The organism is Aquipseudomonas alcaligenes, from assembly GCF_003205495.1.
GTDB lineage: Bacteria > Pseudomonadota > Gammaproteobacteria > Pseudomonadales > Pseudomonadaceae > Aquipseudomonas > Aquipseudomonas alcaligenes_B.
The window spans coordinates 151077-166432 of sequence record NZ_QJRX01000006.1 but is presented as its reverse complement, the minus strand read 5'-3'; the positions used below and the strand labels follow the sequence as shown (position 1 = coordinate 166432).

13 protein-coding genes are annotated in these 15356 nt (G+C 68.0%); 7 read left to right on the top strand and 6 right to left on the bottom strand.

The genetic code is table 11. The features are described 5' to 3' along the window. Positions 1–2 precede the first annotated feature (2 nt). A complete protein-coding gene (gene tfpB, locus DMO17_RS12760; protein WP_110682866.1) occupies positions 3–1787 on the bottom strand; it encodes a type IV pilus assembly ATPase TfpB in 1785 nt (594 codons plus the stop codon). 35 nt (positions 1788–1822) lie between these two features. Then, positions 1823–3187 carry a CYTH domain-containing protein gene (locus DMO17_RS12755; protein WP_110682865.1) on the bottom strand — a complete coding sequence of 455 codons (1365 nt, stop codon included), beginning with the start codon at positions 3185–3187 and terminating at the stop codon, positions 1823–1825. A gap of 99 nt (positions 3188–3286) precedes the next feature. Here DMO17_RS12755 and DMO17_RS12750 point away from each other — a divergent pair, with 99 nt between their 5' ends. The 4 genes from DMO17_RS12750 (at position 3287) to argA (ending at position 7883) form a co-directional block, all read left to right on the top strand. Further along, entirely contained in the window at positions 3287–3964 is a 678-nt protein-coding gene (locus DMO17_RS12750) for a TIGR00153 family protein (RefSeq protein WP_110682864.1), read from the top strand. 39 nt (positions 3965–4003) lie between these two features. Then, positions 4004–5269 carry an inorganic phosphate transporter gene (locus tag DMO17_RS12745; RefSeq protein ID WP_110682863.1) on the top strand — a complete coding sequence of 422 codons (1266 nt, stop codon included), beginning with the start codon at positions 4004–4006 and terminating at the stop codon, positions 5267–5269. Between the two features lie 63 nt (positions 5270–5332). After that, a complete protein-coding gene (gene argE, locus DMO17_RS12740; RefSeq protein ID WP_110682862.1) occupies positions 5333–6472 on the top strand; it encodes an acetylornithine deacetylase in 1140 nt (379 codons plus the stop codon). Between the two features lie 112 nt (positions 6473–6584). Then, positions 6585–7883 (top strand): amino-acid N-acetyltransferase, encoded by a 1299-nt coding sequence (gene argA, locus DMO17_RS12735; RefSeq protein ID WP_110682861.1) that lies wholly within the window; start codon positions 6585–6587, stop codon positions 7881–7883. Positions 7884–7938: 55 nt separating this feature from the next. Here argA and rmf read toward each other — a convergent pair whose 3' ends face one another. The 4 genes from rmf to DMO17_RS12715 all read right to left on the bottom strand — a co-directional run bounded on the left by rmf (position 7939) and on the right by DMO17_RS12715 (position 12677). Next, positions 7939–8124, bottom strand: a complete 186-nt coding sequence (gene rmf / locus DMO17_RS12730; protein WP_110682860.1) for a ribosome modulation factor — start codon at positions 8122–8124, stop codon at positions 7939–7941. 123 nt (positions 8125–8247) lie between these two features. Next, positions 8248–9834 (bottom strand): glutamate--cysteine ligase, encoded by a 1587-nt coding sequence (gene gshA, locus DMO17_RS12725; RefSeq protein WP_110682859.1) that lies wholly within the window; start codon positions 9832–9834, stop codon positions 8248–8250. A gap of 134 nt (positions 9835–9968) precedes the next feature. Then, complete coding sequence (locus DMO17_RS12720) at positions 9969–10355, bottom strand: PaaI family thioesterase (RefSeq protein WP_110682858.1); 387 nt, start codon at positions 10353–10355, stop codon at positions 9969–9971. Positions 10356–10358: 3 nt separating this feature from the next. Continuing rightward, complete coding sequence (locus DMO17_RS12715) at positions 10359–12677, bottom strand: Tex family protein (RefSeq protein ID WP_110682857.1); 2319 nt, start codon at positions 12675–12677, stop codon at positions 10359–10361. A gap of 174 nt (positions 12678–12851) precedes the next feature. Between DMO17_RS12715 and ompR the strand changes: the two genes are divergently transcribed. Genes ompR through DMO17_RS12700 form a run of 3 tightly spaced genes read left to right on the top strand, consistent with a single transcriptional unit; the run spans position 12852 to position 15323 of the window. Continuing rightward, entirely contained in the window at positions 12852–13583 is a 732-nt protein-coding gene (gene ompR, locus DMO17_RS12710) for an osmolarity response regulator transcription factor OmpR (RefSeq protein ID WP_110682856.1), read from the top strand. A gap of 31 nt (positions 13584–13614) precedes the next feature. Then, positions 13615–14013, top strand: a complete 399-nt coding sequence (locus tag DMO17_RS12705) for a hypothetical protein (protein WP_110682855.1) — start codon at positions 13615–13617, stop codon at positions 14011–14013. Continuing rightward, positions 14010–15323 carry an ATP-binding protein gene (locus DMO17_RS12700; RefSeq protein WP_110682854.1) on the top strand — a complete coding sequence of 438 codons (1314 nt, stop codon included), beginning with the start codon at positions 14010–14012 and terminating at the stop codon, positions 15321–15323. The genes DMO17_RS12705 and DMO17_RS12700 overlap by 4 nt, the downstream gene beginning before the upstream one ends. Positions 15324–15356: the final 33 nt, after the last annotated feature.

The following is a 15356-nucleotide window of genomic DNA, read 5'->3' as shown; positions in this document are numbered from 1 at the left end:
CCTCAGCGCTGCTCGCTCTGCGGGGTCACCCGCAGCACTTCCTCGAGGGTGGTCTGGCCGGCGGCGACCTTCTGCGCCCCGGACAGGCGCAGGCTGCGCATGCCGTCCTTGAACGCCGCCCGGCGCAGGGCGATGAGGTCGGTGTCATGGGTGATCAGCGGCTTGATCGCATCGTTCAGCAGCATGATCTCGTAGACCCCGGCACGCCCGCGGTAGCCGGTGTCGCGGCACTCCAGGCAGCCGACGGCGCGGTGCGCAGTGGTCGGCAGCGGCGCGCTCCAGGGCTTGGTCAGGCTCTGCCAGTCTTCCTCGCTGATCTCCACCGGTGCCTTGCAGTGCGGGCACAGGGTGCGCACCAGGCGCTGGGCCATGACGCCCAGCACGGTGGCCTTGATCAGGTAGTGCGGCACGCCCAGCTCGAGCAGGCGAGTGATGGCCGAAGGCGCGTCGTTGGTGTGCAGGGTGGATAGCACCAGGTGCCCGGTGAGCGCCGCCTGGATGGCCATCTCGGCGGTTTCCAGGTCGCGGATCTCGCCGACCATGATGATGTCCGGGTCCTGGCGCATCAGCGCGCGCACGCCACTGGCGAAGGTCAGGTCGATGTTGTGCTGCACCTGCATCTGGTTGAAGGCGCCCTCGATCATCTCGATCGGGTCCTCGATGGTGCAGACGTTGACCTCCGGCGTGGCCAGCTGCTTGAGCGTGGTGTACAGGGTGGTGGTCTTGCCCGAGCCGGTCGGGCCGGTGACCAGGATGATGCCGTTGGGCTGGCAGGTCATGCTCTCCCAGCGACGCAGGTCGTCCGGGGAGAAGCCCAGCTGGTCCGGGCTCTTCAGCAGCACCTCGGGGTCGAAGATACGCATCACCATCTTCTCGCCGAAGGCGGTGGGCAGGGTCGACAGACGCAGCTCGACTTCGCCGCCGTCCGGGGTCTTGGTCTTGACCCGGCCATCCTGCGGCTTGCGCTTCTCCGCCACGTTCATCCGCCCCAGGTGCTTGAGGCGGCTGACCACCGCCATGGTGACCTGGGCGGGGAACTGGTAGACGTTGTGCAGCACGCCGTCGATGCGGAAGCGCACGCTGCCGACTTCGCGACGCGGCTCGATGTGGATGTCGCTGGCGCGCTGCTGGAAGGCGTACTGGAACAGCCAGTCGACGATGTTGACGATGTGCGCGTCGTTGGCGTCCGGCTCCTGGTCGCTGGCACCCAGGTTGAGCAGCTGCTCGAAGTTGCCGACGCCGCTGATCTTCTGGTCGGCCGCCGTGGCGCCGGTCACCGAGCGGGCCAGGCGGTAGAACTCGGTGGTGAAGCGCTGGATATCCGCCGGGTTGGCCACCACGCGCTTGATCGGGCGCTTGAGCACGTGGGTCAGGTTGCTTTCCCAGTTGTGCACGAAGGGCTGGGCACTGGCGATGGTCACCGCCTCGCTGTCCACCGCCACGGCAAGGATCTTGTGGCGCTGGGCGAAGGCATAGGACATCAGCGGGGTGACGGCGGCGACGTCGATCTTCAACGGGTCGATGCGCAGGTAGGGCTGGCCGGCGAAGTTGGCCAGCCACACCGTGAGTCCTTCCAGATCGTGCTTGCGGCCCGGTCGCTGCAGATCGTCGACCTGCTGCGCGGCAAGGAACTCCAAGGGGTGCAGCTGCGCGTTGCTCGAGGCACGGCGCAGCACCATGCACTGCTCGGCCTGCTCCTGGGAGACACGTCCCTGGGCCACCAGTTCGCGGAGGATGTCGTTGAGGTCGAGCCAGCGATCCTGGGCGGGCGAAGCGAGGGCGGACATGGCGCTCCCTTTGGGCGGATGACGGGATGGGCAGCTTATTTCAACAGCAGCTTCCAGGGTTTGAGCGTGGCCACAGTATGGGCTTGTGCCACCCGCGCGGCCAACACCTCGGCATCGTTGCCGCGCCCGGCCAGCGCCTCCAGCTTGTCCAGCTCGCCATACAGACGATCCAGCTCCGGCAGCTCGGGCACCTGACGCGCCAGGCGCAGCCAGGCCTGCAGGCGCTCGAAGCGCGGCAGCTGTTCGGCCAGAGCCTCGGGGAACTGCTGGTAGTGCTTCAGGCGCAGGCCCGCGGCCTCCTCGGCCAGCAGGGTCGGCAGCCAGTTGCCCAGAGGCGCCGCGCCCTGGCGCTCGCCGCGGGCGTTGCGGCCGAGGGTCCAGCCACGCAGCAGCAGCCAGCGCGACAGCTGGAGCGACAGCAGGCCCCAACGATTGCCCTGCAGCTCGCCGGCGAACATGGCCGGCGCGTTGTGGCGCAGCGCCTCGTCGTCGCGGCCGGCAGCCAGGCGCGGCCGCCAGTCGCCCAGCAGGGAGTCCAGGCCTTCGCGCAGCTCACGGCTGGAGGCGCGCGGCGCGGCCTGGCCGAGGCTGCCGAGCAGGGCACGCAGGTCGATCAGCTGCTGCAGCCACTGCTCCAGCAGTTTCCAGTGGCCGTTCCAGCGGTACTGTTCGGCCAGGCGCTGGCTGCTGCCGAGCAGGTGCCAGGCGATGGCCGCAAAGGCGTCGTCCAGGCTCATCTCGGCGTTCAGCGCAGGCAACGGCAGACTCAGGCTGTAGCTGGCGGCATCGAACAGGCGGTAGCCGCGCTCGGCCTTGCTGATGTCGCAGGGCATCAGCGGCAGGTCGGCGGCCAGCTCGCAGGCCAGCTCCAGCAGCGCCGCCGGCTCACCCTGGCGCAGCTCCAGTTCCAGCTCGCAGATCTCCTCCTCGCCCTCGCCGGCAATCACCTTGCCCAGATCGAGGGCCGCCTCGATCACCGTCCTGGCCTTGCCGCGCCCCCAGGCGATCTCGGCCTTCTGGCGAACGAAGTCGGTGGTGAAGATCGGCTGCAGGCTCTTCTTGTCCAGCTCGGCCAGGCTGGCCGGCCAGCACTCGTCGCCGAGCAGCTTGGTGTCCAGCTTGGCCTTCTTCAGGTACCAGTCCCACTCGTTGCGCTCGGACAGACCGGCCACGCTCTGGCCGCGGGTCTTCAGGGTCTGGATGAACTGCTCGCCATCGCGGCGCAGGCGCAGCGCCACGCGGGCTGCGGCCAGGTCGCGCTGCGGGGTGTCGTAGTACTGGTTGAACAGCTCGCGGGTTTCCCAGCCGGACTTGTTGCGCTTCTTCAGCAGCGGATGCTCGCGCAGGGCGGCAAGAGTCTCGCGGCTGACGCGCAGCTTGATTTCGGTTTCTTTGTTCACGGGTTGCCTATCATGGAATTGTTGCAGGCCGATGTAATGCATTTGCCAGCGCCCCAAGGCCACTTATAATCAGCGCCCTTTTCCGCCGGGATACCCCCCATGCCAACCAATCCCTTCGTCAGCCTGTTCGGTCGTTCGCCGATCGGCCCCATGCAGCAACACATCGCCAAGGCTCATGAATGTGCAGCCAACCTGGTGCCCTTCTTCGAGGCAGTGATGGCGCAGGACTGGACCCAGGTGGCCCAGGTGCAGCAGGAAATGGTGCGTCTGGAAAAGGAAGCGGACAAACTCAAGAAGAGTGTGCGCCTGCACCTGCCCAAGAGCCTGTTCCTGCCGGTGCCGCGTTCGGACCTGCTCGAACTGCTCAGTGTACAGGACAAAGTCGCCAACCGCGCCAAGGACATCGCCGGCCTGATGCTCGGCCGCGAGATGGCGATCCCCACCGAGCTGCAGCCGCTGATCCGCACCTTCGTGCAGCGCACCGTGGATGCCAGCGCCCAGGCGCTGAAGGCCATGAACGAGCTGGACGAGCTGCTGGAAACCGGTTTCGGCGGCCGCGAGGCCAAGCTGGTGGAAACCCTGGTGGAGGAACTCGACGATATCGAGGACGACACCGACCGCCTGCAGATCGAGGTGCGCCGCGCCTTGTTCAAGCTGGAGAAGGACATGCCGGCCGTGGACGTGATGTTCCTCTACCAGATCATCGACTGGGTCGGCGATGTCGCCGACCGTGCCCAACGCGTGGGCAACCGTCTAGAACAACTGCTGGCGCGCTAAGCGCCAGTGTCCTTTCTGGGATAACGGGTAAAACTACTTATGTCTCTTATTGCGGATTACGGCTTCGTACTCCTGGTACTCGCCTGCCTGTTCGGCTTCTTCATGGCCTGGGGCGTCGGCGCCAACGACGTGGCCAACGCCATGGGCACCTCGGTGGGCTCGCGCGCACTGACCATCAAGCAGGCGATCCTGATCGCCATGGTCTTCGAGTTCTGCGGCGCCTACCTGGCCGGTGGCGAAGTCACCGAGACCATCAAGAACGGCATCGTCGACGCCGAGGCCATCAGCCCCGACCTGATGGTGCTGGGCATGATGTCGGCGCTGCTGGCCGCCGGCACCTGGCTGCTGATCGCCACCCGCAAGGGCTGGCCGGTGTCCACCACCCACTCCATCGTCGGCGCGGTGATCGGCTTCGCCGCGGTCGGCGTATCCACCGACGCCGTGCACTGGGAGTCGGTCGGCCCGATCGTCGCCAGCTGGGTGGTCACCCCCTTCCTCTCCGGCCTGGTCGCCTTCGGCCTGTTCATGAGCGTGCAGGCGCTGATCATTAACACCGACAGCCCGTTCAAGAACGCCAAGCGCTTCGTGCCGCTGTACATGTTCCTGACCGGTTTCATGGTGTCGATCATGACCCTGTCCAAGGGGCTCAAGCACATCGGCCTGAACCTCTCCAGCAATGAAAGCCTGCTGCTGTCGGTGGGTGTCGGCGCCTTGGTGATGCTGCTCGGCATCGCCATCCTCAGCCGCATCCAGATCGACGAGGAAGCCGACAAGGCCTTCCACTTCGCCAGCGTCGAACGTGTGTTCGCCGTGCTGATGATCTTCACCGCCTGCGCCATGGCTTTCGCCCACGGTGCCAACGACGTGGCCAACGCCGTCGGCCCGCTGGCCGCCATCGTCGGCGTGATCGAGTCCAACGGCACCGCCGAGATCGCCGCCAAGTCCGCCGTGCCGGGCTGGGTGCTACTGCTGGGCGCAATCGGCATCGTCATCGGCCTGGCCACCTATGGCTACAAGGTGATCGCCACCATCGGCAAGGAAATCACCGAGCTGACCCCCAGCCGCGGCTTCGCCGCCGAGCTGGCCACCGCCTCCACCGTGGTCGGCGCCTCGGCCATCGGCCTGCCGGTATCCACCACCCACACCCTGGTCGGCGCCGTACTCGGCATCGGCATCGCCCGCGGTATCGGCGCGCTGAACCTGGGCGTGATCGGTTCGATCTTCATGTCCTGGATCATCACCCTGCCGGTCGGTGCAGGCCTGTCGATCCTGTTCTTCCTGATCATGCGCGGCATCTTCCTCTAAGCGGCAGGTTTATTCCGCGGCGGCGATGGCCCTATGATGAGCCATCGCCCGCGGAGACCGCCGATGCCGCTACCCTCCCTGCAAGACCAGTTCGCCGCGCTGATCGCCACCCCCTCGGTGAGCTGCACCCAGCCGCACTGGGACCAGTCCAATCGCACCGTGATCGACCTGCTGGCCAGCTGGCTGGCCGAGCTCGGCTTCGCCTGCGAGATCCAGGACGTGGCGCCGGGCAAGGCCAACCTGCTGGCCACCTTCGGCAGCGGCCCCGGCGGCCTGGTGCTGGCCGGGCACAGCGATACCGTACCGTTCGACGCCGCCCTGTGGCACAGCGACCCGCTCAAGCTGAGCGAGCAGGGCGACCGCTGGGTGGGCCTCGGCGTATGCGACATGAAGGGCTTCTTCCCGTTGGCGATCGAGGCGGTGCGCGGGCTGCTCGATAAGCCCTTCAAGCAGCCGCTGCTGGTGCTGGCCACCTGCGACGAGGAAAGCTCGATGGCCGGCGCCCGCGCCCTGGCCGCCGCCGGCAAAACGCTGGGACGCGCCGCGGTGATCGGCGAGCCGACCGGCCTCAAGCCGATCCGCCTGCACAAGGGGGTGATGATGGAACGCATCGACATCCTCGGACAGAGCGGCCACAGCTCCGACCCCAGCCTCGGCCATAGCGCCCTGGAGGCCATGCAGGACGTCATGGGCGAGCTGCGTGCCCTGCGCGCCCAGTGGCAGCGCGAGTTCCACAACCCGCAGTTCGGCGTGCCGCAGCCGACCCTCAACCTCGGCTGCATCCACGGCGGCGACAACCCCAACCGCATCTGCGGCCAGTGCGCCCTGGAGTTCGACCTGCGTCCGCTGCCGGGCATGGACCCGGAGCAGCTGCGCGCGGCCATCCGCGGCAAGCTGCAGCCACTGGCCGAGCGGCATCAGGTGCGCATCGACTATGCGCCCTTGTTCGCCAACGTGCCGCCCTTCGAGCAGAGCGCCGACAGCGAACTGGTGCGCGTTGCGGAAAAGCTGACCGGACATGCGGCGCAGGCGGTGGCATTCGGCACCGAAGCCCCGTATCTTCAGCGGCTCGGCTGCGAGACCATCGTCCTCGGCCCGGGCGACATCGCCTGCGCCCATCAGCCGGGGGAATTTCTCGAGCTGGCGCGCATCGAACCGACCGTGACCCTGCTGCGCCAGCTGATCCAGCACTACTGCCTGTAAACCATCCAGCTATGCGAGGCGTGCCGATGTTGCGACGACGCTAGACCGACCTTTGCTTCTCCCCGTGGAGAAGGCACTTCATCGCTCGTCCGTCCTTGCCCACAGGCTCCTCATGCACGACTACGTCAACTGGCTCCGCCACGCTTCGCCCTACATCAACGCTCACCGCGACTGCACCTTCGTGGTCATGCTGCCCGGCGAGGGCGTGGAACACCCGAACTTCGGCAACATCGTCCACGACCTGGTGCTGCTACACAGCCTCGGCGTGCGCCTGGTGCTGGTGCACGGCTCGCGCCCGCAGATCGAGGCGCGCCTGGCCGAGCGCGGGCTGACCCCACGCTACCACCGCGACCTGCGCATCACCGACGGCCCGACCCTGGACTGCGTGATCGACGCCGTCGGCCGCCTGCGCATCGCCATCGAGGCCCGCCTGTCGATGGACATGGCCGCCTCGCCGATGCAGGGCTCGCGCCTGCGCGTGTCCGGCGGCAACTTCGTCACCGCGCGGCCGATCGGCGTGGTCGACGGCATCGACTATCACCACACCGGCGAAGTGCGCCGGGTCGACCGCAAGGGCATCGGCCGCCTGCTCGACGAGCGCAGCATCGTGCTGCTATCGGCACTCGGCTACTCGCCCACCGGGGAAATATTCAACCTGGCCTGCGAGGATGTGGCCACCCGCGCCGCCATCGACCTGCAGGCCGACAAGCTGCTGCTGTATTCCGCCGAGCGTGGCCTGCTCGACGAGCACGGCAAGCTGGTGCGCGAACTGCGCCCGCAGCAGGTGCCGGCGCACCTGGCGCGCCTGGGCAGCTGCTACCAGGCCGAGTTGCTCGACGCCGCCGCCCAGGCCTGCCGCGGCGGGGTCAAGCGCAGCCATATCGTCAGCTACATGGAGGACGGCTCGCTGCTCACCGAGCTGTTCACCCGCGACGGTGGCGGCACCCTGGTCGACCAGGAGCAGTTCGAGTCGCTGCGCGAGGCGACCATCGAGGACGTCGGCGGCCTGATCGAGCTGATCACCCCGCTGGAGGACCAGGGCATCCTGGTGCGCCGCTCGCGCGAGGTGCTGGAGCGCGAGATCGGCCAGTTCAGCATCGTCGAGCGCGACGGCCTGATCATCGCCTGCGCCGCGCTCTACCCGATCGCCGACTCGGACGCCGGCGAGCTGGCCTGCCTGGCGGTCAACCCGGAATACCGCCATGGCGGCCGGGGCGACGAACTGCTCGAACGCATCGAGGAACGCGCCCGCGCGCTGGGCCTGAAGACCCTGTTCGTGCTCACCACGCGCACCGCCCACTGGTTCCAGGAGCGCGGCTTCGAGGCCAGCGGCGTCGAGCGCCTGCCGGCGGCGCGGGCCTCGCTGTACAACTACCAGCGCAATTCAAAGATCTTCGAAAAGGCGCTTTGAGCCTGCGCTGAAACAAGAAGGGCCGCGATTGCGGCCCTTTTGCATGGGGAATGGATCAGGCGCTGCGCCGCTGGTGCTGCTTGAACTGCTCGTTGCCATCGTCCCAGCCAGCCTCCCAGGCAGCGGCCGGCACCTCGGCAGCATAGGGCTGCAGGTGCATGGGCTGGCCGGTGAGACCGGCCATATAGCCTTGCTGGTAGGCCTTGTTCAGGCTCTCCAGGCTCCAGTCGTGATTGTCCATGGCGACGGGCCGTTACGGGTTTCCCCATAGGCTAGCCCGCGCCGGCCAGCCTGGCTGGTCGAGGTGGTGGATTTGTGACGGAATGCCGGCGAAACCACCACCACGTTCACCAGGTGCCTGATTTCACTGGCTAATACCGAGGATACTGGCCTGGTAGGCGGCGACGAAGCTGTCGAAATCACCGGCCGGTGCGGCCTCCAGCTCGGCCTGTTCGGCCAGCGATGCGCGCGCCATGCGCTCGAAGTCCTGTTCCTCCGCGGCGCTCAGCGGCTGGGCGCGGAAGGTCTCGGCGTGGGCCTTGCTCTGGCGCAGGGCGAAGGCGCGGAAGCTTTCGCCATGGTGCTGCAGTTCGGCCAGCACCCGCGCCGAGGGGGTCAGCGCGGGATCCTGCACCTTGGCCCGCTGCGCCTCGAGGGCCTCGCGGTAGGCGCCGCCACCGTGGGCGCGGTCGAGCAGCGCGGCGATCGGCGCGAAGGCATCGAGCAGCTCGCCGGCCCAGGTGCGCAGCTCCACCTGCTGGCCGTCGCGCTGCAGATGCAAGCCAGGACGGCGGCCTTCCTTGACCGTCTTGAGGAAGTTCTCGGTGCAGGCGCGACATTCACCGCCGGCCAGCAGCGGGCTGTCGGCCAGGGCGCAGAACAGGATGAAGGCGTCGAGGAAGCGCGCCTCGGCCAGATCGATACCCAGTGGCAGGTAGGGGTTGATGTCCAGGCAGCGCACCTCGACGTACTGCACGCCGCGGCTCATCAGGGCCTGGATCGGCCGTTCGCCGGAGCGGGTGACGCGCTTGGGACGAATGCTCGAGTAGTACTCGTTCTCGATCTGGATGATGTTGCTGTTGAGCTGCTGCCATTCGCCACTGGCGTCGCGGGTACCGATCTCGGCATAGGCCGGATAGGGCGTGGCCACCGCGTTGCGCAGGCTCTCGGTGTAGCTGGCCAGGTCGTTGTAGCAGGGCGTCAGGCCGGACTGGGCGCTGCTCTGGTAGCCCAGGTCGCTCATGCGCAGGCTGGTGGCCCAGGGCAGGTACAGGGTGTCGGCGTCGAGCTGCTGCAGCTGGTGCGGGCGGCCACGCAGGAAGCTGGCATCCAGCGCCGGCGAGGCGCCGAACAGGTACATCAGCAGCCAGCTGTAGCGGCGGAAGTTGCGGATCAGCGCGATGTAGCTGGCCGACTGGTAGTCGCGCGCGCTCTGGTCGTCGCCGTCGAGCCGCTGCAGCAGCGGCCAGACCGCCTCGGGCAGGCTGAAGTTGTAGTGGATGCCGGCGATGCACTGCATGGTCTTGCCGTAGCGCAGGGCCAGGCCGCGGCGGTACACGTACTTGAGGCGACCGATATTGGAGCTGCCGTAGCGGGCGATCGGGATCTGTGCCTCGTCCGGCAGCAGGCCGGGCATCGACGGGCTCCACAGGTACTCGCCGTCCAGGCGGCTGGCGGCGAAGCGGTGGATGCGCTCGAGGTCGGCCAGGGTGTCGGCCGGATCGGGCTCGGCCGGGGTGATGAACTCCAGCAGGGCCTCGGAATAGTCGGTGGTGATCTGTGCGTGGGTCAGCGCCGAGCCCAGCGCGACCGGGTGTGGCGTCTGCGCCAGCTCGCCCTGCGCGGTGACGCGCAGGGTCTCGCGCTCGATGCCATGCAGGCACTGGGTGAGCAGGGACAGGTGGTCGGCCTCGCCGAGCAGGGCCAGGCGGCGGTTGAGGAGATCGCTCAAGATTCTTGTTCCTTCACTCGACGGTCGCCCCTATATGGGGGTGGGGCCGCCACACTGCAAGTCGGCTATGCGGATGATCGGAAGGGAGGATGCGCCGAGCCGGCGACCGGCGCAATCCCGAGAAGGCGGGTCGGCTATTTGCAGATGAAGGTGGCCTGGGCGGTGGCGATCAGCTTGTCGCCCTGCTCCACCTTGGCCTCCAGCACATGCACCTTGCGCCCGGCGTTGAGCACGCGGGCGTGGCAGACCAGCTCGCCGGCCTCGACGCCGCGGATGTAGTTGACCTTGCACTCCAGGGTCATGCTGCCGGCCTCGCCGCCGAACAGGCTGTGGCTGGCCTGGCCGAGGGCGGTGTCGATCAGCGAGTAGAGCGCGCCGCCGTGCATGCGCCCGTGCAGGTTGAGCATCTGCTCCTGCATGGCCATGCGCAGCTCGGCCTCGCCGTTCTCGGCGCGCAGGATGCGGATGCCGAGCAGGCGGCTGAAGTTGCTGTCCTGGCCGACCGGGGATTTCTCGCTCATGGGTTACTTCCTCAGCTGCTTGGCGTTGGCGAACAACGAGGCCATTGCCGCATTGGCCGGCGCCGGCTTGTCCTGGCTGGAGTGACGTTCGCTGCGCGGCGAGTTGCCGCCACGGTTCTGCCCGCCACCGCGCGGGCCCTCGGTCTTCTGCCCCGGGGTATCGCTCATGCGCATGGACAGGCCGACGCGGTTGCGCGGGATGTCCACTTCCATGACCTTGACCTTGACGATATCGCCGGCCTTGACCACCTCGTAGGGGTCCTTGACGAACTTCTCCGACAGCGCACTGATGTGCACCAGGCCGTCCTGGTGCACGCCGATGTCGACGAAGGCGCCGAAGTTGGTGACGTTGGTCACCACGCCTTCCAGCACCATGCCCGGCTGCAGGTCCTTGAGGCTCTCGACGCCGTCCTGGAACTCGGCGGTCTTGAACTCCGGGCGCGGGTCGCGGCCGGGCTTGTCCAGTTCCTTGAGGATGTCGGTGACGGTCGGCAGGCCGAAGGTCTCGTCGGTGAAACGCTTGGGATCGAGGCTGCGCAGGAAGCTGGAGTCGCCGATCAGCGAGCGGATGTCGCGGCCGGTATCCTGGGCGATGCGCTGCACCAGCGGGTAGGTTTCCGGGTGCACGGCGGAGGCGTCCAGCGGGTTGTCGCCGTTCATCACGCGCAGGAAGCCGGCGGCCTGCTCGAAGGTCTTCTCGCCCAGGCGCGGCACCTTCTTCAGGTCGCTGCGGCTCTTGAACGCACCGTTGGCGTCGCGGAACTGCACGATGTTCTGCGCCAGGGTGCTGTTGAGGCCGGAGATGCGCGCCAGCAGGGCGGCGGAGGCGGTGTTGACGTCCACGCCGACGGCGTTCACGCAGTCCTCGACCACCGCATCCAGCGAGCGCGCCAGCTTGAGCTGCGACACGTCGTGCTGGTACTGGCCGACACCGATGGATTTCGGGTCGATCTTCACCAGCTCGGCCAGCGGGTCCTGCAGGCGGCGGGCGATGGAGACGGCGCCGCGCAGCGACACGTCGAGGTCGGGGAACTCGCGGGCGGCCAGCTCGGAGGCGGAGTACACCGAGGCGCCGGCCTCGGAGACCATCACCTTGGTCAGCTTGAGGCCCGGCAGCTTCTTGATCAGGTCGCCGGCCAGCTTGTCGGTCTCGCGGCTGGCGGTGCCGTTGCCGATCGAGATCAGGTCCACAGCGTGCTTGGCGCACAGCTTGGCGAGGATGGCCAGGGTGCCGTCCCAGTCGTTGCGCGGCGCGTGCGGGTAGACGGTGGCGGTTTCCAGCACCTTGCCGGTGGCATCGACCACCGCCACCTTGCAGCCGGTGCGCAGGCCCGGGTCCAGCGCCAGGGTGGCGCGCGGGCCGGCCGGGGCGGCCAGCAGCAGGTCGTGCAGGTTGCGGGCGAACACGGTGATCGCCTCGTCCTCGGCCTTCTCGCGCAGCTCACCAAGCAGGTCGGTTTCCAGGTGGGTGTAGAGCTTGACCTTCCAGGTCCAGCGCACCACTTCGCCCAGCCACTTGTCGGCGGCGCGGCCACGCTGCGCGATGCCGAAGCGCTCGGCGATCATCAGCTCGCAGGGGTGCAGGGTGCCCGGCGCTTCCTCGCCGACCTTGAGGCTGGCGCCGAGGATGCCCTCGTTGCGCCCGCGGAAGATCGCCAGGGCGCGGTGCGAGGGCACGCTCTTCAGCGGCTCGTCGTGTTCGAAGTAGTCGCTGAACTTGGCGCCCTCGGCTTCCTTGCCGGCGACCACGCGGGCGCTCAGGGTGGCCTCGTTCTTCAGGAAGGAACGCAGCTTGTCGAGCAGGCTGGCGTCCTCGGCGAAGCGCTCCATGAGGATGTACTTGGCGCCTTCCAGCACGGCCTTGACGTCGGCGAAGCCCTTCTCGGCATCGACGAAACGGGCGGCCTCGGCTTCCGGGTCCAGCTCGGGGTTGCCGAACAGCGCGTCGGCCAGCTCGCCGAGGCCGGCCTCCAGGGCGATCTGGCCCTTGGTGCGGCGCTTCTGCTTGTACGGCAAATACAAGTCTTCGAGACGCGTCTTGGTGTCGGCCTCATCGATCTCGCGCTTCAGCTCGGGAGTCAGCTTGCCCTGCTCCTCGATACTGGCGAGGATGGCGGCGCGGCGCTCGTCCAGTTCGCGCAGGTAGCGCAGGCGCTCTTCCAGGTGGCGCAGCTGGGTGTCGTCCAGGCTGCCGGTGACTTCCTTGCGGTAACGGGCGATGAAGGGCACGGTGGAGCCTTCGTCGAGCAGGGCCACGGCGGCGGCGACCTGTTGCGGGAGGACGCCGAGCTCGGCGGCGATGCGCTTGTTGATGCTGTCCATGAAACCTACCTGCAATGGAACGGGGACCGCACCGGCCGGTGCGAAAGCGCCGCATTATAAACACCGCTTCCCGTGGCCGGCGGCAACTCCATCGGGAAAAATCTGCTAACAATGGCTGGCGCGGCAGCCTGCGGCCTTCGGCCATAATGCCGCCACTGCCAAAGGGGAGAATGCATGAGCACTGCCGCTGCGCCGGAAGGCGAAAAAATCCTGATAGTCGACGACGACCCCGGCCTGCGCCGCCTGCTGGAGCGTTTCCTCAGCGAGCAGGGCTACCGCGTGCGCGCGGTGGAGAACGTCGAGCAGATGGACCGCCTGCTGGCCCGCGAGCTGTTCCAGCTGCTGGTGCTCGACCTCATGCTGCCCGGCGAGGACGGCCTGTCCGCCTGCCGCCGCCTGCGCGAGGCGAACAACCAGATGCCGATCATCATGCTCACCGCCAAGGGCGACGAGGCCAGCCGCATCCAGGGCCTGGAAGGCGGTGCCGACGACTACCTGGCCAAGCCGTTCAACCCGCGCGAGCTGCTGGCGCGGATCAAGGCCGTGCTGCGCCGCCAGGCGCCGGTGGTTCCGGGCGCCCCGGCCAGCGCGGACGAGACGGTCAGCTTCGGCGACTACGAGCTGTCGCTGGCCACCCGCGAGCTGAAGAAGGGCGACGAGGTGCACATGCTCACCACCGGCGAGTTCGCCGTGCTCAAGGCCCTGGTGCAGCACGCACGCGAGCCGCTGACCCGCGACAAGCTGATGAACCTGGCGCGCGGCCGCGAGTGGGACGCCCTGGAGCGCTCGATCGACGTGCAGATCAGCCGCCTGCGTCGGCTGATCGAGCCGGACCCGTCCAAGCCGCGCTACATCCAGACCGTCTGGGGCGTGGGCTACGTGTTCGTGCCGGATGGCAACAAGTGACGCAGTGGGATTGAGGCGCCACTGTCCGGCCGTGCTGCAGATATTGCTGCTCAGTGCGGCGGCCGTGCTGTCGTTCATGATGTTGCATGAAGTTGCCGTGATGGTGGCCGCCGACCATGGCCGCAGTGTGCGCGGCGGTGTCGGCTGGGGCATCACGGTTCAGCTCGCGCTCTACCTATTCGGCGCCTGGGTGCTGGTACAGAATGTCGCAGCACTGCGCTGGCCTAGCAGGCGCCTGCATCTGTTCTTGGCGGCCTGGCTGACGTTCGCCGTACTGCTGACGCTGCTGGCCAATCCCTTTGGCCCCTGGGCCCACCCCTATCGTTTCCTGCTGTTGCAGTTGTGTGCACTGGCCGGCTTTGCTCTGTCGCTGGCAGGCCAATGCCTGTGGCCGCTCCGCCCTCCCGTTCGCCAAGGGTTCGCCCGATGAAAACCCCCGCCTGGTTCCCGCAAAGCTTCTTCGCCCGCACCCTGTGGCTGGTGCTCATCGTCGTGCTGTTCTCCAAGGCGCTGACCCTGGTCTACCTGATGATGAACGAGGACGTGCTGGTCGACCGCCAGTACAGCCACGGCGCGGCGCTGACCCTGCGCGCTTACTGGGCGGCCGCGCCGGAAGACCGCGCGCACATCGCCAAGGCGGCGACCCTGACCCGGGTGGCGGCGGACCAGGTACCGCCCACCGAGCAGCACTGGCCCTACTCGGAGATCTTCCAGCGGCAGATGCAGGCCGAGCTGGGCCCGGACACCGAGGTACGGGTGCGGGTGCGCAACCCGCCGGCGCTCTGGGTGCGGGCGCCGAGCCTGGGCGATGGCTGGGTGCAGGTACCGCTGTACCCGCACCCGCTGCGCGGCCAGCGCATCTGGAGCGTGCTCGGCTGGTTCCTCGGCATCGGCCTGCTGTCCACCGCCGCCGCCTGGATCTTCGTGCGCCAGCTCAGCGCCCCGCTCAAGCGCCTGGTGTTCGCCGCCCGCCAGCTCGGCCAGGGGCGCAGCGTGCGCCTGCCAGTGGGCGACACGCCGAGCGAGATGACCGAGGTGTACCGCGCCTTCAACCAGATGGCCGAGGACGTCGAGCAGGCCGCGCGCGAGCGCGAGCTGATGCTGGCCGGGGTATCGCACGACCTGCGCACGCCGCTGACCCGCCTGCGCCTGTCACTGGAGATGCTCGGCGGTGATGCCGAGCTGACCGAGGACATGGTCCGCGACATCGAGCACATGGACACCATCCTCGACCAGTTCCTCGCCTTCATCCGCGACGGCCGCGACGAGAAGCCGGAACCGACCCTGCTGGAAGAGCTGGTGCGCGAGACGGTGGCGCCCTACAACCAGCACAGCGAGCGGGTGCGCCTGTGCCTGGAGCCGGTGCCGCCCTTCCCGCTGCGCCGCGTGTCGCTCAAGCGCCTGCTGGTCAACCTGCTGGACAACGCCCTGCGCTATGGCGGCAAGGGTGTGGAAGTGGCCGCCTATGTCTCCGGCGACAGTGCCGCGCCCTACGTGGTACTCAGCGTGCTGGATCGCGGCCCGGGCATCGCGCCGGCGGAGATGGGCGAGATCTTCAACCCCTTCATCCGCGGCGACCGCGCCCGTGGCGGCAAGGGCACCGGCCTCGGCCTGGCCATCGTCAAGCGCATCGCCGCCCTGCATGGCGGCAGCGTGGAGCTGCGCAACCGCTCCGGCGGCGGCCTGGAGGCTCGCATCTGCCTGCCACTGGGGCTGCTGCTGCCACGCGACGCCAATTGAGCCCGCCGCTCTAGCGCCGTGATCTATGCTGCT